Genomic DNA, 16,719 nt, shown 5'->3' on the forward strand with positions numbered 1-16,719 from the left:
GCAGCATTCATCTGGGAGATTGGTTTGTAGCGGCCTCCGGTCGCCGAAGCATTCATCCAACAGCTAAACAGCCCGCCCCATTCACGTAATGGGGCGGGCTGTTCTATCTCAACAGGTCCAGATAATTAGGCGGAAAGTTAGTCCGATCAGGGCCTTTCAGGTGTACGAGGCGGATGAGCTTTATGTTGGGCTCGGCGGAAATTTGGTACGTCATCAGATCTTCGCCGACCGAAATATGCGGTCCTACAGTCGGGTAGACATGAAGGGTGATATGAAACATGAACCCTCGAAATCCTTTGATTCGCTCAACATGCGTGACATCGACCATATAGGGAAAGAGATCAGGCCCTGCAACGAGATCTTTGGCATAAACCTCGGCAAGCTTAGCCGTCATATCAGGCAGCAGGAGCAGCACTAACATGTCCTGCAGCTGCAGCTCTTTGGAATCTACCGACGGTTTATTCGGAGCAGCAGCCTGAGTAGGGGAGGTCTGATTCAGCACCACAGCCATAATCAACACAACGCATAGAAGAATTTTGTTTCTCATATCCGCTATTATCCCCAGCTAATCGCGCAACACTCGCATCGCTCACAAAAAAAACCGGCCTTAAGTTAAGGTCGGTCTCTAATCATTACGATATTTTCCGTCTCAAGCGATATTGTTTCCAGTGGAAGTACATGAAGCAGCCGAGGCAAAATCCGCATAGCGCAAGCACAACGGCTACGGTGAGCATGCCAAGCGCGACATAGGCTACAGTCAGGAACCCGAGAGCATAGGCAATTAGTGCGACAGCGAGGAATAGAATCGCCAGCAAATTGTTGAAGCGGAGCAGCTCACGGCTTTCCGTCCGAGCGCTGGCGGGGAATAATGGGGCGAATAGACGAACAAACAGATTATAGTTCACTCCATAAGTGCGGCTAATCAGTTGGACGACCAGGGGAAGAGCCAATATCCACAGCTGCCCTGTACTAACACTAAGAATAACGCTAAGCAAAATCCCAAGCTGGTTGCCGCGAACACGGTGCAAAGGAACATCGTCTACGCATTCATACGTAGGGAGAAGCGGTTGGTTACTCATCTCAAGGCCCTCCTTGTAAGTCGAATCAGTATTCTCATTATACACCAAAACCTAGTTATCGGGTAGGATTAAACGGCTATTTTTCGGATGATTTTTGCGGGACAGGTCGTTATAATAAAAAGGGTGTAAATTCGATTAGGAGGCCTTAACGACCTAATGAATGTGAAATCTTTAGCTATTTGTTTGTATGTCGTGCTGCTCTACTGGCTCTCGCTGCATGTTTCGTTCCTGGATACGCTGTTTTTCCCGACGATCGGCGCCTTTAGCTTCTTATTTCTCTCTCGTACTTATCTGATGTCGGAGCTGGGTAAGATCACCTTTGGCGCTGTTGTTTCGGCTTTAATAGGCACGATTCTGTTCTATCTCTACCCGAGCTCGCTCACTCTATTTGTGAATGCCGTCATTATCATTTGGTTGATCCGTAAATTCAATTGGAATGCACCGCCGATTGCTGCAGTTGCACTGATTCCTTTCTTCTCGCATTCTCCGCATCTATGGGCAATTCCGATATCGGTATGCGCGGCGCTGCTTGGATTAATGGGCTCTCTTGTGTTGGCGGAGGTACTGGAGCGTAAGTTCGGTCACCAATTATCAGCCATGTTCCGAAACAAACCGGCAGCAGTCGAATCCAGAGACATTGCCAGTTGATATGAATAGTTTGCGTAAGAAAGTCGGCCGCACCAGGTCGGCTCTTGTTTGTCGTAAAATTGACTCTCCCGTAAAGCGATCGGTACAATGAAGGTAGCGGACACGGAAAGACAGGGTAAAGGAGTTTGATCATGGATTCATCCATCGGTTTAGTGCTGGAAGGCGGAGGCATGCGGGGCATCTATACGGCCGGCGTGCTGGACTATTTTACAGAACAGGACATGTACTTTCCCTATACGATCGGCGTATCGGCCGGAGCCTGCATGGCGGCAAGTTACTTATCGAGACAGCTGGGCCGCAATCGCGAAGTCAATGTAGGTTGGGTCACGGATCCGCGCTATATCTCTTGGAAAAATTATTTCAGCAAGGGCGAGCTGTTCGGCATGGATTTTATTTTCGATGAGCTCCCGAACGTTATTGTTCCATTCGATTATCAAGCTTTCGAAGCGAGTAAGGAGCAGTTCGTTATTGGTACGACCGATTGCGATACCGGGGAGACGATTTTCTATCACCGCGATGATCCCGGCTTTGATCTGCTGAAGATCATTCGCGCATCGAGCTCGCTTCCGTTTATCGCGCCGATTGTGGAATATAACGGCCGAAACCTGCTGGATGGCGGGATCTCGGATCCGATTCCCCTTCGCAAAGCAGAGAGCGATGGCTTCAAGCGCAACGTAATCGTATTGACCCGAGATACGGGTTACCGCAAATCACGCAACCGTTTCGGCTGGCTCGTACGACGGGCTTATAGGAAATACCCTGAGTTTGTCAAAGTCATGCTTCGCCGTCATGAAATCTACAACGATACGTTAGCTTATATTGACGAGCAGGAGCGTAAAGGCAATCTCTTCGTCATTCGGCCCCAGCAGAAGCTGACGGTAGGTCGGATGGAGCGCGATCCGGCTAAGCTGGACGCTCTGTACAAGGAAGGCTATGAAGACGCCAAACGGTTAATGCCGGTTATGAAAGCATGGATGCAGGCATAAACTGAACGGTGCTGAAGCGGATATACATTGAAGGACCTCCAACTCGATACGGGATTGGAGGTCTTTTGGCATAGACAGGGTCAGGTGGAGGTGGGATAATAACGATTGGTATAGAGAGATGAGATGGATAAGTGATAGGAGATAGACCCTTTGATTAAAAACGATGCTGTACCTTCCTGGAAGAAGCTGAGCCTCTTTGCCCTGTCATGGCCGATTCTGGTGGATTCGGTTCTGCGTATGATGCTCGGGACTGCCGATGTCTTCATGCTCAGCCGGATCTCGGATAAAGTGGCGGGAGCTGTCGGATTTGCCAATGAAATTATTATGTTCTGTATTATGATGTTCGGATTCGTCGCGATTGGAACGAGCGTCGCGGTTACGCAGTACTTGGGGGCGGGGCAAAAAGCAACGGCCAGCCGTATCTCCGCGTTAGCCATTATGATGAATTTGATCTTCGGCGTTATTGTCAGCGTCATCGTTGTCTGCTTCAGCGAACCGGGCATGCGGCTGCTGCATCTCGACCCCTCGCAAATTGCGATCGCGAGTACTTATTTGAAGCTGATTGGCGGATTTATATGGATTGAGGCGATGTCGTACGCGGTTTCGTCCATTATTCGATCAAACGGCAATACACGGGACGTTATGTATGTGACGCTCGGCGTGAATTTGATTCATGTCGCGGGTAACTACCTGCTTATCTTCGGGAACCTTGGATTCCCGGAATGGGGCGTGACCGGCGCGGCTGTATCCACGATCGGCAGCCGAATTCTCGGCCTTATCGTATTGGTTATCCTCTTGTATCGCAAAACGCCGAGCCCCATCAGGCTCCGAGACTATATCTCCTTCGATAAGCTGTACATGAAGAAAATACTCGGGATCGGATTGCCGTCTGCCGGCGAGCATCTGGCCTGGCAGTCGCAGATGATGATGATTATGGGCTTTATCAATATCATTGGCCAACAGGCGCTCAGCGCCCATGTGTATGTCTACAATATCAGCGCCTACTTCATGGCGTTGTCGATGGCGATTGGCATGGGGACGGAAATTATCGTCGGGCATATGGTCGGGGCCGGTGAGAAGAAAGCCGCCTACTTCCGGCTGCTGCGAAGCTTGCGGATCAGCATTCTGCTGACAGCCGTAATCGTCGGCATCGCGGCGCTGTTCCGCTATCAGCTGGTCGGGTTGTTCACGGATGATCCGAAGGTCATCGCGGTCGGGGCGAGTATCCTCCTGCTCTCGATTATTTTGGAACCGGGCCGAGTGTTTAACATTGTCGTGATCAACTCGCTGCGTGCGGCGGGGGATGCGAAGTTCCCGGTCCTCATGGGTGTCTGCTCCATGTGGGGGATTTGCGTACCGTTATCCTACTACCTCGGCATTCATTTGGAGATGGGATTAATCGGCGTATGGATTTCGTTCGCAGTGGATGAATGGGTGCGCGGATTGCTGATGCTGGCCAGATGGAAGAGCGGGGTTTGGACGAGGAAGGCAATTGTGAGCCGGGAGCATTTGCCCGTGCATTCGCTTGAAGCGTAATGAAATGAAATCCACAACCGGAAGATGCGGTTGTGGATTTTTTGGTTTTCGGTGCTGACAACCGGCATGCGCTGTCCTATGATGGGGGAGAATGAGTCGGATGTAGAGGAGAGGTGCAGGATGACGAAAACCATTTCGAGCGGTGTCACGCTGAATAATGGCGTTGTTATGCCATGGCTTGGACTCGGTGTATGGCAGGGCAGACCGGAAGATGGCGCACATGTGGAGCATGCGGTGCGTACGGCGATTGAAGCGGGCTATCGAAGCATCGATACGGCAGCGGCATACCGTAATGAGCAAGGTGTCGGCAGAGCGGTTAGGGCGAGCGGGGTGCCAAGAGAAGAGATATTCGTCACGACCAAGGTGGATAACGCCAATCAAGGCTACGACGCTACGCTGAAGGCGTTCGATAAGTCGCTGGATGAGCTCGGTATGGACTACATCGATCTCTACCTGATCCACTGGCCGGTGAGTGCTCATTATATGGAAACATGGCGTGCGATGGAGAAGTTATATGCCGAAGGCAAAGTAAGAGCAATTGGCGTCAGCAATTTTCAGATAAGGCATCTGGATACGCTGCTTGCAGCGTGCAGTGTGGTGCCCGCGGTCAACCAAGTGGAATATCATCCGCGCCTGACGCAGAAGGAACTGCAGGGCTACTGCAATGGCAAAGGGATTCAGCTCGTTGCTTGGAGCCCGCTAATGCTGGGCCGATTGCTGGAAGAGCCGCTCGTTCAAGAGCTGGCCGGGAAGTACGGGCGTACCGGTGCGCAGATCGTGCTGCGCTGGGATTTGCAGAACGGCGTCGTGACGATTCCGAAATCGGCAAAGGCGGAGAGGATCTACGAGAATGCCGATATCTTCGGCTTCGAATTGTCGCTGGGCGACATGGAGCGGCTGGATGCGCTGAACCGCAATGAACGCTCCGGCATGGACCCGGATAAGTTCGAGGAGCTGTGGGGGCTGCGGAATTAAAGAAAAAGGAGCCGGGAAGTCCGAATGATCGGACCTCTCAGCTCCTTTTGTTATGCTTATGGCAAAATATTGCCTGCCGCGCGGTAGATGGCGTACCATTCTTCACGTGTCAGGTGGACTTCGCTTGCTTTGATGCAATCGAGAATCCGCTCGATGTTCATGGTGCCTGTGACCGGCTGCATTTGTGCCGGATGGCGAAGCAGCCATGCAATCGCGATCGTAGTGTTGCTCACTTCATATTTAGCTGCGACTTCATCGATGACTTTGTTCAGCTCAGGGAACTTCTCGCTGCCCAGGAATACGCCTTCGAAGAAACCGTATTGGAATGGCGACCAAGGTTGAATCGTAATGTCGTTCAGGCGGCAGTAATCCAGAATGCTGCCGTCGCGGTTGATGGACGAATCGACCGTCATGTTGACGTTGATGCCGTTCGAGATCATGTTGGCATTCGTAATGCTCAGCTGCAGCTGGTTCGCAACAAGCGGCTGCTTCACTGCTTTTTTGAGCAGTTGAATTTGCATGGGATTCTGGTTGGATACGCCGAAGTGGCGAACCTTGCCTGAGCTCTCCAGTTTATCGAAAGCTTCTGCTACTTCATGCGGCTCAACCAGCGCATCCGGACGGTGCAGCAGCAGAATGTCGAGGTAATCAGTTCTGAGACGTTTTAAGATGGCATCTACAGAGTCAAGGATATGCTCTTTCGAGAAGTCGAACGTGCCGCTGCGAATGCCGCATTTGGATTGCAGGATGATTTTCTCCCGCACATCGTCATTCATATGTATGGCGTCCGCGAAGATTTCCTCGCACTTGCCGCCTCCGTAAATATCGGCATGGTCAAAGAAGTTCGCCCCGTGTTCAAGCGAGGTTTGGACGAATCGTTCCGCCTCGGCTTTCTCTAGCCCATTAATGCGCATACACCCTACAGCAAGAACCGGCACCTCAAGGGAGCTGCTTCCGAGCTTCATCGTTCTCATTCGTTTCATCCTCCTAATTTGCGAATAGGTATAGTCCTACAGAAGATTGTGACATACAAGCCTCACGGATTCAAGCTCACCGCTTATTCCATGCGCGCTTTATACTCGGCCGGCGTATAATCGGTATGTTTCTTGAAGGATTTGCAGAAGTGTGCCGCGTCGAAAAAACCGGTATCCATCGCGATATCGGTAATTTGCAGATGGGTGGTGCGTAACAGCCGTTTGGCTTGCTCAATGCGAATTTTCATCAAATACCGTCCAAGCGGAATGCCCGTTGCCCCTTTGAAAATATGATTCAAGTACCGTTCGTTCAGCGAATAGGTTGCGGCGATATCAGCCAATGAAATATCGGAACCGTAATTCTCATTAAGCTCCTTAATGATTTCTCCAATCATCTGCTCATGCTTATTATGCTTGGGCCGCGTGCCATGATAAATATGAACGGCGCGGTAAATTTTCACCAAAATATGAATGAACAGATGCTTCAGCAGATGCGGGGAACGCAGGCCGGAGCGCAGCTCCGTAATGAGCGCGACAAAATCATCCTCCAGTCCCGGCACCGCAAGCGGATGGGAATCACGGGCGATTGTCTTGTAAATCTGGCGCAGCCGTGTGTTTAACGCGTCGTCCTTAAACCAGAACGATAAGAAGAACACTCTGAAGCTGCCGTCATCACAGCTGCTCTTGCGAATCGTATCCGGCAGGAAAAGCAGATCGCCCTGCTTCACTTCGACCTTCGCTTGATCCTGACGAATCAAATTACTGCCTTGTATATAGTAATTCAGCTCGAAGCTATGGCCGACGCCATCCCAGCCATGGTTCCGCCACAAGCCATAGGAATGTAGGTCGAGGGAGGGCCACTCCGAGTCGATAAGGGCAATGAGTTCTTCGAGTCCGGTAAGGAGGTTATCGTTTGCTGCCAAAATTATCACCAACTTTTTCTGACTTTTTTACAATTTCGATTCCATTATACAATACGCCTTGGATTCTGCAACGTATAATCAGGACATAAATCGAAAACGAGGAGTGATTCATATGTTGTTGAAATTGACTGAGCAAGAGAAGCTGACTGGTGTACCGGAGCAAGAAACAATCGAGGTAGCTATTGAGCAAATTCGCAAAAACGGATATATCGGATTTGAAAGCGTTTTGTCCAAGGAGCAAGTACAAGAGATTAAGGATGCATTCCTTCCGATCTTCAACGAATACATCGACAGATTCGGGTACAACACTGGTACGAACCGCGCACAGATGCATCTACCTTTTTTACAACCATTTGTAAATGATTACATGGTAGCAAACGCATTTGCGATGCCTGTTATCAACGCCGTTCTTGGCGAAGGCGTTCGTTGTACGTATCTGGCTTCGGATACAGCTTGCCCAGGTTCCGATTATCAAAACGTACACTCCGACGTGCCGCCGCTGTTCCCAACACTGGGTGTAGCGCTGCCGGCATACAGCTTGGTTATGAATATCCCGCTCGTGGATGTTCATGAAGAGAATGGACCGCTTGAAGTATGGCCGGGCGGAACACATCTTGACCCTGAGAGCACGAAGCATACTTCGATCGACGGCGAAATGCTGCGCGCAGCCAAATCCATGTACTCGGAGAAAGTCTACATGCCTGCGGGCTCGGTTGTTATCCGTGACATTCGCATGTGGCACCGCGGTACGCCAAACCGTACGCAAGAGAACCGCACAAACATCGCATTGATCTACAACAACGACTGGTACGGTGCAGGCGGATCGATTCACGTTCCGCAAGAAGCCTACGACCAAGCATCACCGGCTGTGAAAAGCCTGTTCAGACACGAAAGAGTCGGCGCATCTGTCAAAATGCCTTGGCAGTGGTAATCCAGACTTTGTAACCTATAGATGACAAAAGAGACACCGAGATATTCGGTGTCTCTTTGTTGATTAAACGAGCAACTTTTCGATTGGACTCCGGCAGTTAATGTGGCGATGGCAGACTGTCATCCCAGAAGTTTTCGAGATACTGTTTCAATTCGGAAAAACCTTCCCTCCTGACACCGTAGAATCGTTGGGTGCCGGCGCGCCTTACAACAACAAGGCCTGCGCCTTCCAGTGCTTTAAGATGCTGTGAAATAGCCGATGCCGAAACGGAAAAATGCGATGCGATGGCACTCGAGGTCAGTTCCTTGTCACGGATGAAATATAAAATATCTCTGCATCTGGGCTCCGCCAAGGCTTGAATGGTTGTATCAATCATGTCATTAATTTAGCATGTGCTTAAATAAGTGTACATTTAATTATTGAGGATTGTTGGAAAGGCAGTTAGGGTAGCTCGTAGTTGTATCGATGATGTCATTAATTTAGCAGGTACTTAATTAAGTGTGCACTTAAATAAAGAGGTTCGCTGGAAAGGTAGTTGGGGTAGTTAGGTAGTTAAAATAGTTAGGATAGTTCAATGCCGACCGGTTGTTGTCATCCTAGAAGCGCTTGATATTCTGCGGTACCAAGGTTCCGCTCAGGCGTGAGTGTTTCAATCATGACATTAAATAAGCGTTCGCTTAATTAAGTTCTCGCTTAATTAGGCAAACGCTTATTTAACATAGGCTAATGGGAAGGTAGTTGGGTATCAACCGTCTTATTGTGCGAGGCACTATCCGCTAATTGGCTTCCACGGGTTAGAGCGGCGAATGATCGTCAGCGTGGCCCAAAGCATTAGGAGTGCCGTAACGGGATGGATGGCGGCGATCGCGCGTGTATCTAGGTTGACGGAAATGTATTGGAAGATGATGCACACATATAATAAGGCTGATAATACAGCCCTTCTCCAGCCCATGCGGCCGATGAGGGCGAATACGATCATCCCAATCGGAACAAACTCGAAGTAGTGAATGAAGGATTTGTGCATGGACCAATCGCCATTATCGAAGACAGCGAGGCCGGCCAGAAACACCTGCGTGAATAACGAAATGCCGAACAGCCAGGCTAGTACATAATAAATGATTTTGGATAAACGGATCATGTCTGTTTAACCTCCTTTAATGGTTTGCGATATGGCCGCCGTTCGCCGCCGGGTTTCCATATCGATAACATGTACATGACGATGAGCGAAACGGTTTGCGCCGCAATGCCGATCCAAAGCAGCGTGTGATTGACGGTAAAACCCGATGTTTGCCATGCGCCAAGTCCGGCTTGCGCTGTCGGCTCGATCCCCTTCAAAGTCCATTCATACAAACCGAAGATACCGACGCCGATGCACACCAAGGTAAGCACCTCCTTGGCAATGATCCAGTTGTAACGGAACAGCTTCCACGAAGTCATTACGGACAGCATAATGCCGGTGACGGTCACTCCAATGGTGGAGGCGCGAACGCTGCTTGAGGCAAGCAAATTCATGATGGAATAACAAGCGTGCAGCACCGTACTATCGCTTGTCACGGAAGCAGTCAGCGCCAGAATGATAAACACAGCCTGCATGCCAAGCATGATGGCGGCAAAAATAATATGCAGCAGCAGAAGTATTCTGCGTCCCTGCAAGGTTAGCTTTTTCAACGTAACGCAGCTCCTCTAATGGTTATAGATTGAATCTGTAGCCGACACCCCAAACGGTCTCGACATACCGCGGCTTGGACGGATCGCGTTCGAGCTTCTCCCGCAGCTTGCTGATATGAACGGTGACCGTGGCATGATCGCCAAGCGCGTCCAGCCCCCAAATTCGCTCGAACAGTTCCTCTTTGCGGAAGACCCGGTTTGGATTCATGACGAGGAAGAGCAGCAGATCGTACTCTTTGGCTGTGAAAAGCACTTCCTCATCGTTGACGTACACGCGGCGGGATTGCCGGTCGATGCGGATGTTATGCAGCTGCAGCTCATCCTTGCGCCACTCTCCGCTGCCCACAAGCCGGTCGTACCGTGCCACATGCGCTTTGACCCGTGCAACAAGCTCGCCTAACCCGAAAGGTTTCAAGATATAATCGTCGGCTCCGAACCCGAATCCGCGGATCTTATCCACTTCCTCTTTCTTCGCGGAGACGATCAGGATAGGAATGTTGCTCGCTTCCCGAACGCGCCGGCACACCTCATAGCCATCCATGCGCGGCAGCATCAGGTCGAGCAGGATGAGGTCATAGCCATCCCCTCGAAGCGCCATTTCCAGTCCAAGATCGCCGCGGTCCGCGATGTCTGCGGAGAAGCCGCTTGCTTCCAAGTAGTCCTTCTGCACCTCGGCGATGACAGGGTCATCCTCGATAATCAAGATTCGTTTTCGAGTTCGATTCATAGCGGCTCCTCGCTTTCTTCGGATGATAACTTTACTCGCTGGACGGCGGGGAGATGAAGGGTGATTGCCGTCCCTTCGCCCTCCCGGCTGTCGGCTTCAACGGTACCGCCATGTTCTTCGATAATTTGCTTCACAATCGCGAGTCCAAGCCCGCTGCTGCCCGCATCCGGGCGGCGCGACGACTCTGCCCGGTAGAACTGGTCGAACACATGGGGCAGCGCTTCGGCCGGAATGCCAGCCCCGTTATCCGAGATGACGATAGCTGCGGTAGCGGCATGACTCGCATGGCTGGCGATCTCAATCGTCAGTACCCGCGGCGTTTTGTCCATATGTTTAATGCTGTTATTGACGACGTTAAAGATCGCCCGATGCAGCTTCTCGCGGTCTGCTCGAACGAGCAGCGGGTCGCCGCCTGCACCTGTTGCTGCCGCGTTGTTGCGGAACCGGATCTCGGCTCCGCTAAGCCGAGGGTCCAGCTTCAGCTCCTCGACGGTGAGGCTGAGGTACTCTGCGATGTCCAGCGTCTCGAACCGGAACGGCAGCTTCCCGATATCCAGCGTCGAGTAGAGCAGCAGCTCTTCGATCATCCGGTTCATATCGGTCGTTTTGCCGCCGATCATAGCGATGTATTTGTTCCGTTTCTCCTCCGTATCGGCAACCCCGCCGCGCAGGCAGTCGACGCAGCCTTGAATAGCCGTAATGGGCGTCTTCAGATCATGGGAAATGTTCGCAAGCAGCTCCTTGCGGCTCTGTTCCAGCTGCAGCTGCGCGTTAATCGAACCTTTCAACCGAATGCGCATCTCCTCGAAAGCCGATCCAAGCTGTCCGATTTCATCCTTGCGCTGCAGATGAATGGCATGGTCCAGCCGGCCTTCGCGGATCTGCCCCGCGGCATCACGCAGGGCATGCAGCGGCTTAATAATGCTGCGGGAGACGAAGAAGGTAAGAACGCCGTTCGTCAGCACGAGTGCAAGAAGCAATGCCAGCAGTACGGTTGGGATAAACCGCTTGAAGAAGCTCGCGACCGGTTCCATATCGGACACGATAATGATTGAAGCGGATTTGCCGCCAGGGAGCGTATAGTCGATTTGATCAAGGCTATTGCCTCTCGGCGGCCCCGGGTGATCGTAGCGTCGATGCCCGTTGTCATCGGCGTTGTCGCCTCGCAATTGGGCGATAACTTCCTCGGCTGAGAACCCCGGAGATGCGTAGGCCGGAGCTTCGGCTTTATCGACAAGGATGATCATGCCGGCGTCTACTTTGGCGAGCTCCGACTCCGTCGAAGCGAGGAAAGCAGGATCGCTGAGCAGCTTCGGATCATGCTGAGCCACGAACCGCAAACCGGAAGCGATCTCGCTGCGTCCGCTGAACAAGTCGCGGATTTCGGCAAACGGTACATGACGACTATGATGATCTGCTTGACCGGTTTGGGAAGTCATGTCCTGCTTGAAGACATTCGCCGCTAAGGTAACCGTAATGCCAAGCAGCAGAACCGGAACAACAATCATCGCAATATAGGAGAAAAGCAATTTCGTTCGGATGGACATGGCGTGGCAGCCTCCTTCCATTTCATTGTAGTATCTACCCGTAAATATTCCATAAACCAGTTCTAAAAAAAGTATAAACAATGCCCGGCAGCGAGCTGCAGGGGCTCATGGTGCCGGAGTCCGAGTAAAGGTAACACAGATTCTGCTATACTGGAACGAGCAAATACAGAAACAGGTGAATCGCATGTTGGTCATTACACAGAATGAAGTCAAAGAACTGCTGACGATGCAGGATTGTATCGGCATTATGGAGGAAGTACTGGCGGACCTGGCAACCGGACAAGCGGTCCAATCCTTAAGGAGCGTTGTTCCTGTGCGCGGGGGCAATTTGATGGGGCTGATGCCTGCTTACTTGAAGCGGGAGGAGAAGGTTGGCGCCAAAATCATTACCGTATTCCCCGACAATCATGCCAAGCGATTGCCCTCGCATCAAGGGTTCGTATCGCTGTTCAATGCGGGTACGGGAGGGCTCGAAGCCATCGTGGACGGCAGGCAGATTACGGCCATCCGTACGGCGGCGGTCAGCGCAGTCGCGACGAAGCTGCTCGCGCGCGAAGATGCGGCAACGCTCGCGGTGATCGGGACGGGGGAGCAGGCGCGCAGCCATATTGAAGCGATGCTGCTTGTGCGGCCGATCCGGCGCATTACGATCTGGGGCCCGAATCCGGCGCATGCGGCGCAGCTTAAGCTGGAAACCGAGCAGCGCTACGGAGGAGGAGCCAGCATTATCGTTGAAGCGATGCCAACTGCGGAGCAGGCTGTGGCAGAGGCCGATATCATTTGTACCGTTACAGCGTCGACGACGCCTGTTGTCCACGGCGAATGGATCCGAGCAGGCGCGCATGTCAACGCGGTTGGGGCATGCCGAGCGAAGGACAGGGAGCTGGACTCCGAGCTCGTGCGGCGTGCAGAGCTGCATGTCGATCGCAGGGAATCGGCGGTTAACGAAGCAGGCGATTATCTCATTCCGCTCGCGGAAGGCGTGATTACGGAAACGCATATTCGAGGCGAGCTTGGCGAGCTGCTGACAGGCAGCAGGCAGGGGCGAAGCTCGGAACAAGCGATTACGCTCTTCAAAGCGCTTGGACTCGCGAGCGAGGATTTGGCGGCAGCCGGGTTTATTTTGAAAGAAGCCATTCGTTTACATAAAGGCACGCAAATTGACTTTTAGGAGAGGGAATTCAGCATGAATCTGCAACCAGAGGGAGTATACCCTTTCCCGTTATCGGGGGAAGAAGAGGAACGGGCGAAGCAGCTTCACGAGCAAATCATCATCATTGACCTGCTGTTCCAGGGGCCGCTGTCGCCAAAGGCGATACCGGCGCATGTATCCGATCATTTGCGGGAACAATGCGAGCCCTATAGGGACCAACCGATGGAATACAGCATGATGCCGGCTAAACTCATTAAAGGCATGATCGCCCGCGGGGAGCTTGCGGAGTTCAAAGAGGAATGGTACCGTTCCGGCATTACGGCAGGCAACAGAGAGCTCGATCTGTCGAGCCCGGAGAGCGTCGTCACGAGCATGGGCGAAGTGCAGCGCCAGTTCGATGCCGTGGAATGGCTCGATAAAGCGCTGACGGCCGGAGATATCCGCGAAGCCAAGCGCAGCGGCCGGAAAGCCGGCATTGTGACGGCGCAGGAGAACGATGGCCTGGGCAAAAACCTGGATTTGCTGGACACGCTGCATCACTTCGGCCTCCGAATTCTTCAACTGACGTACAACAATCAGAACTATGTGGCTTCGGGCTGCATGGAGCCGGCGGACGGAGGCGTGAGCAAATTCGGCGAGCGTTTCATCGGCCGGATGAACGACCTTGGCATCATCGTCGACACAAGTCACTGCGGCAAACAAACGACGCTTGATGCGTGCGGCATTTCCGTTCATCCGGTGATTGCTTCGCATACCGGAGCCGAGGCGATCTACGGCCATGCGCGCTGCAAAAGCGATGAGGAAATAAAGGCGATTGCCGCAACAGGCGGCGTTATCGGCGTGTTCGCCATGCCTTGGTTCGTACACGGCGATCCGAAGGATACGACGATGGAGCATGTGCTGGACCATATCGACTACATCGTGCGACTCGTTGGCGTCGATCATGTCGGCATCGGAACCGATTGGCCGATGAGCGATGTGGAATGGGCGCTTGTCCATTTCAAGGAGCATGTGGCGCCGATGCTTGGTTTTGCTAAGGGAGACGGACCTTCCACGGAGACGGTGAAGGGGCTGGAGAAGTACAGCTATTTTATCAACTTCACGCGGGGGTTGATTGCAAGGGGTTATCGGAACGAAGAGATCGCGAAGATTATGGGCGGCAATTGGCTGCGTGTGTTCGAGCAGGTATGGGGATAGGGGGCAGCGAGATGAATATCAGCAAAATACTTCAAGAAACAACGTTTAAGCTCTATTGTGCAGGTGTGTACGAGGGACGGATTCGATTTGCGGCGGACAAGGTTATGCACGCCAAGGTAGATGCCCGGCGGCGGACGCAAATGCAGGAAAATGTATTATCCGAGCAGGCACCCTACATGCTGCCCTTGCAGCGTATCCGGCAGTTCCTTGATCAGTACGAGGAAGCGGCTTGGAGCGGGGAAGAGGTTAAGCTCGCAAACGGAGATGTGTATCATAAGCATATTCGCTATACCGCTAACGTGGAGGACCGTGAAGTAACTTCGCAAGTTTGGGCGCGGAGACTGGACACGGCACTGGATGTGGTGACCGTGGATGGACGCGTCATCGGCTTCGTGGCGCCGAACCGGTACGGGATGGAAATCCTCGTTGCCGAAGGATATGAAGCGCTGACTCCGCTCGTTGTCTACGGCTCGCCGATGTTATCGCAGGCACGGTATGGCATTCAGGAGCTGGGAACAGATTTAATCCCGATGCGGGACGGCGTTCGTCTTGCGACCGATGTGTATCTTCCTGAGGGAATCGAGCCCGGGACGAAGCTGCCGACGATTCTGATCAGAACCTGCTATGACCGCCATATGAAGAAGGATCAGCTGAAACGCTGGGCGAACAAAGGCTATGCCGTCGTCAATCAGGATGTCCGCGGCCGGGCAGACTCCGAAGGGGAGCTCGTGCCGTTCTACTATGAGCGGGATGACAGCTCCGATACGATTGATTGGATTATTGCGCAGCCTTGGTCGGACGGTAACGTGGGGATGTGGGGAGCGTCGTACCTCGGTTATGTCGTGACGGCTGCCGCAACCAGCGGCCATCCGAACCTGAAGGCGGTCGTTAACGAGGTTAACGTAGGCTCGCCGTTCGTGGATACGGTGCGTAAGGGCGGCACCGTTTGCTCATGGCCGCTGCTCTGCTGGACGTTAGCGCAGTCGGTCGGGACGCGGACGGACTTTAATATCTTCGCGGGCATCACGGTGAATCCGGAGAAGGCTGTCGATGCGAGGCCGATCCGCGACATTCCGCAGCAGATGATCGGACGAGCGTCCGGGCCTTGGGACTTGTGGAGCGAGCATCCGGAGTACGATGATTTCTGGCGGAACTGCACGTTCTCCGAACGAGGCGATCAGGTCAAGGCGCCGATGTTCGTCATCTCCGGTTGGTACGACGGCGATAGTGCGGGCGTCTCGGAAACATGGCGCATGCTGACAGAGCATGATGTGCCTAACCGCAAGCTGTGGCTAGGGCCATGGGAGCATGGTCCTAACCGAGCCCGGGATCTTATGGGCGTAAGCTTCAGCAACGATGCCGTCGTGTACGATTATGATGTGAACGTACTTCGCTGGTTCGATCGGTTCCTTAAGGGCGTGAACAACGGCATCGATCAGGAGCCGAGAGCCGCTTACTATTTGGTCGGAGCCAATGAATGGCGGACCTCCGAGGACTGGACGCCTGTTGAAGCGGAAGTGCGAAGCTTCTACCTGGGCAGCGGCGGCCGAGCGAATTCGAGTCTCGGTGACGGTGTATTGGGAGCCGCACCGGCATCTGCAGCTCAGTCGGAGCCGGATTCGTATTTATACAACCCGGATGAACCTGTTGCGGACAGCGGGGAACGTGAGCCGGAGAACATGCGCAAGCATGAGCTGCGCAGCGATATCCTTGTTTACACCGGCGATGCTTTGACGGAGGAGCTGACCGTTGCCGGCGAGTTATCCTGTGAGCTGTATGCGGCGAGCACCGGCGTCGATACGGATTGGGTGGTGACGCTGAGCGACGTGGACGAGAAGGGGAATTCCATCCGGCTGTCCAACTATATCGTGAGAGCCAAGTATCGCCATGGCTTCGATGAACCGGAGCTGCTTACGCCGGGCAAGGTGGAGAAGTATTCCATCTTCCTGCAAAACATCGCGCATACGTTTCAAGCGGGCCATCGCATTCGATTCACGATTACGTCTTCGAGCAAGCTCGTTGCATTCCCGAACACGAATACCGGACTAAATCCCTACGACGATCCGCAGCCGGTAATCGTGAAGCAGACGATTTATCATTCGGCTGAATATCCGAGCCGAGTGCTGCTGCCCGTGCTATGAAACCTACCCAAAGACCGAATTTGCCAGGCGGCGGATTCGGTCCTTTTTTATGCCGAAACCGACAGTTGTTACAAGCTTGTGACCACGTTCGGACCTGAAATGACAGTTTAGGCCATTTTTCCTAACTTTTTTTAAATAAATATCGGTTTTTGAAGGCGTTTTCACAATTTTGTGTAGAAATTTGTAAGGCTTCCATAGTATTTTTATACTAATAGATTAATTACGCATACCATC

Annotated in this window: 17 protein-coding genes; 8 read left to right on the forward strand and 9 right to left on the reverse strand. The window is 52.7% G+C overall.

The genetic code is table 11. The features are described 5' to 3' along the window. Positions 1-103: 103 nt before the first annotated feature. Positions 104-547, reverse strand: coding sequence for a DUF3888 domain-containing protein (locus I8J30_RS21625; RefSeq protein WP_210661632.1), 444 nt, complete (start codon positions 545-547; stop codon positions 104-106). 85 nt (positions 548-632) lie between these two features. Further along, entirely contained in the window at positions 633-1,079 is a 447-nt protein-coding gene (locus tag I8J30_RS21630; protein ID WP_210661634.1) for a DUF4395 domain-containing protein, read from the reverse strand. A gap of 156 nt (positions 1,080-1,235) precedes the next feature. Here I8J30_RS21630 and I8J30_RS21635 point away from each other — a divergent pair, with 156 nt between their 5' ends. From I8J30_RS21635 to I8J30_RS21650, 4 genes are all read left to right on the forward strand, one after another. Next, entirely contained in the window at positions 1,236-1,727 is a 492-nt protein-coding gene (locus I8J30_RS21635) for an HPP family protein (protein WP_210661636.1), read from the forward strand. A 131-nt stretch (positions 1,728-1,858) separates the two neighbouring features. Further along, positions 1,859-2,713, forward strand: coding sequence for a patatin-like phospholipase family protein (locus tag I8J30_RS21640; RefSeq protein ID WP_210661638.1), 855 nt, complete (start codon positions 1,859-1,861; stop codon positions 2,711-2,713). 150 nt (positions 2,714-2,863) lie between these two features. Next, positions 2,864-4,249: an MATE family efflux transporter gene (locus I8J30_RS21645; RefSeq protein ID WP_240548271.1), complete on the forward strand. Its 1,386-nt coding sequence runs from the start codon at positions 2,864-2,866 to the stop codon at positions 4,247-4,249. A gap of 120 nt (positions 4,250-4,369) precedes the next feature. Continuing rightward, a complete protein-coding gene (locus I8J30_RS21650) occupies positions 4,370-5,224 on the forward strand; it encodes an aldo/keto reductase (RefSeq protein WP_210661640.1) in 855 nt (284 codons plus the stop codon). 56 nt (positions 5,225-5,280) lie between these two features. On the opposite strand, the gene I8J30_RS21655 is transcribed toward I8J30_RS21650, so the two are convergent. Further along, positions 5,281-6,198: an aldo/keto reductase gene (locus I8J30_RS21655; RefSeq protein ID WP_210661642.1), complete on the reverse strand. Its 918-nt coding sequence runs from the start codon at positions 6,196-6,198 to the stop codon at positions 5,281-5,283. An 83-nt stretch (positions 6,199-6,281) separates the two neighbouring features. Beyond that, positions 6,282-7,121 (reverse strand): AraC family transcriptional regulator, encoded by an 840-nt coding sequence (locus tag I8J30_RS21660; RefSeq protein ID WP_210661644.1) that lies wholly within the window; start codon positions 7,119-7,121, stop codon positions 6,282-6,284. A 112-nt stretch (positions 7,122-7,233) separates the two neighbouring features. Between I8J30_RS21660 and I8J30_RS21665 the strand changes: the two genes are divergently transcribed. Beyond that, the gene (locus tag I8J30_RS21665; RefSeq protein WP_090982727.1) at positions 7,234-8,052 is read left to right on the forward strand and encodes a phytanoyl-CoA dioxygenase family protein; all 819 of its coding nucleotides are present in this window, start codon (positions 7,234-7,236) and stop codon (positions 8,050-8,052) included. 97 nt (positions 8,053-8,149) lie between these two features. Here the strand turns inward: I8J30_RS21665 and I8J30_RS34305 are convergent, their stop codons facing one another. From I8J30_RS34305 to I8J30_RS21690, 5 genes are all read right to left on the reverse strand, one after another. Beyond that, positions 8,150-8,428: an ArsR/SmtB family transcription factor gene (locus I8J30_RS34305; RefSeq protein WP_210661646.1), complete on the reverse strand. Its 279-nt coding sequence runs from the start codon at positions 8,426-8,428 to the stop codon at positions 8,150-8,152. 393 nt (positions 8,429-8,821) lie between these two features. Beyond that, positions 8,822-9,190, reverse strand: a complete 369-nt coding sequence (locus tag I8J30_RS21675; RefSeq protein ID WP_210661648.1) for a DUF6220 domain-containing protein — start codon at positions 9,188-9,190, stop codon at positions 8,822-8,824. Beyond that, positions 9,187-9,720, reverse strand: coding sequence for a hypothetical protein (locus I8J30_RS21680; RefSeq protein WP_210661650.1), 534 nt, complete (start codon positions 9,718-9,720; stop codon positions 9,187-9,189). The genes I8J30_RS21675 and I8J30_RS21680 overlap by 4 nt, the downstream gene beginning before the upstream one ends. 22 nt (positions 9,721-9,742) lie before the next feature. Further along, entirely contained in the window at positions 9,743-10,447 is a 705-nt protein-coding gene (locus I8J30_RS21685) for a response regulator transcription factor (RefSeq protein WP_210661652.1), read from the reverse strand. Beyond that, the gene (locus tag I8J30_RS21690; protein ID WP_210661654.1) at positions 10,444-11,994 is read right to left on the reverse strand and encodes a sensor histidine kinase; all 1,551 of its coding nucleotides are present in this window, start codon (positions 11,992-11,994) and stop codon (positions 10,444-10,446) included. The genes I8J30_RS21685 and I8J30_RS21690 overlap by 4 nt, the downstream gene beginning before the upstream one ends. Before the next feature lie 184 nt (positions 11,995-12,178). Between I8J30_RS21690 and I8J30_RS21695 the strand changes: the two genes are divergently transcribed. From I8J30_RS21695 to I8J30_RS21705, 3 genes are read left to right on the forward strand one after another with little or no spacing between them, the layout of a single operon-like run. Further along, the gene (locus I8J30_RS21695) at positions 12,179-13,165 is read left to right on the forward strand and encodes an ornithine cyclodeaminase family protein (protein WP_210661657.1); all 987 of its coding nucleotides are present in this window, start codon (positions 12,179-12,181) and stop codon (positions 13,163-13,165) included. A gap of 15 nt (positions 13,166-13,180) precedes the next feature. After that, positions 13,181-14,344, forward strand: coding sequence for a dipeptidase (locus I8J30_RS21700; protein WP_210661659.1), 1,164 nt, complete (start codon positions 13,181-13,183; stop codon positions 14,342-14,344). 11 nt (positions 14,345-14,355) lie between these two features. Continuing rightward, the gene (locus tag I8J30_RS21705) at positions 14,356-16,485 is read left to right on the forward strand and encodes a CocE/NonD family hydrolase (protein ID WP_210661661.1); all 2,130 of its coding nucleotides are present in this window, start codon (positions 14,356-14,358) and stop codon (positions 16,483-16,485) included. Positions 16,486-16,719: the final 234 nt, after the last annotated feature.

Source organism: Paenibacillus lignilyticus (genome assembly GCF_017942085.1).
GTDB classification, from domain to species: domain Bacteria; phylum Bacillota; class Bacilli; order Paenibacillales; family Paenibacillaceae; genus Paenibacillus_Z; species Paenibacillus_Z lignilyticus.

Bases quoted from the DNA above. Each gene is read 5' to 3' on its own strand.
- I8J30_RS21690 (WP_210661654.1), bottom strand. From the start codon at position 11,994: ATGTCCATCCGAACGAAATTGCTTTTCTCCTATATTGCGATGATTGTT.
- I8J30_RS21650 (WP_210661640.1), top strand. From the start codon at position 4,370: ATGACGAAAACCATTTCGAGCGGTGTCACGCTGAATAATGGCGTTGTT.
- I8J30_RS21705 (WP_210661661.1), top strand. From the start codon at position 14,356: ATGAATATCAGCAAAATACTTCAAGAAACAACGTTTAAGCTCTATTGT.
- I8J30_RS21655 (WP_210661642.1), bottom strand. From the start codon at position 6,198: ATGAGAACGATGAAGCTCGGAAGCAGCTCCCTTGAGGTGCCGGTTCTT.
- I8J30_RS21630 (WP_210661634.1), bottom strand. From the start codon at position 1,079: ATGAGTAACCAACCGCTTCTCCCTACGTATGAATGCGTAGACGATGTT.
- I8J30_RS21665 (WP_090982727.1), top strand. From the start codon at position 7,234: ATGTTGTTGAAATTGACTGAGCAAGAGAAGCTGACTGGTGTACCGGAG.
- I8J30_RS21700 (WP_210661659.1), top strand. From the start codon at position 13,181: ATGAATCTGCAACCAGAGGGAGTATACCCTTTCCCGTTATCGGGGGAA.
- I8J30_RS21640 (WP_210661638.1), top strand. From the start codon at position 1,859: ATGGATTCATCCATCGGTTTAGTGCTGGAAGGCGGAGGCATGCGGGGC.
- I8J30_RS21695 (WP_210661657.1), top strand. From the start codon at position 12,179: ATGTTGGTCATTACACAGAATGAAGTCAAAGAACTGCTGACGATGCAG.
- I8J30_RS21635 (WP_210661636.1), top strand. From the start codon at position 1,236: ATGAATGTGAAATCTTTAGCTATTTGTTTGTATGTCGTGCTGCTCTAC.
- I8J30_RS21625 (WP_210661632.1), bottom strand. From the start codon at position 547: ATGAGAAACAAAATTCTTCTATGCGTTGTGTTGATTATGGCTGTGGTG.
- I8J30_RS34305 (WP_210661646.1), bottom strand. From the start codon at position 8,428: ATGATTGATACAACCATTCAAGCCTTGGCGGAGCCCAGATGCAGAGAT.
- I8J30_RS21685 (WP_210661652.1), bottom strand. From the start codon at position 10,447: ATGAATCGAACTCGAAAACGAATCTTGATTATCGAGGATGACCCTGTC.
- I8J30_RS21675 (WP_210661648.1), bottom strand. From the start codon at position 9,190: ATGATCCGTTTATCCAAAATCATTTATTATGTACTAGCCTGGCTGTTC.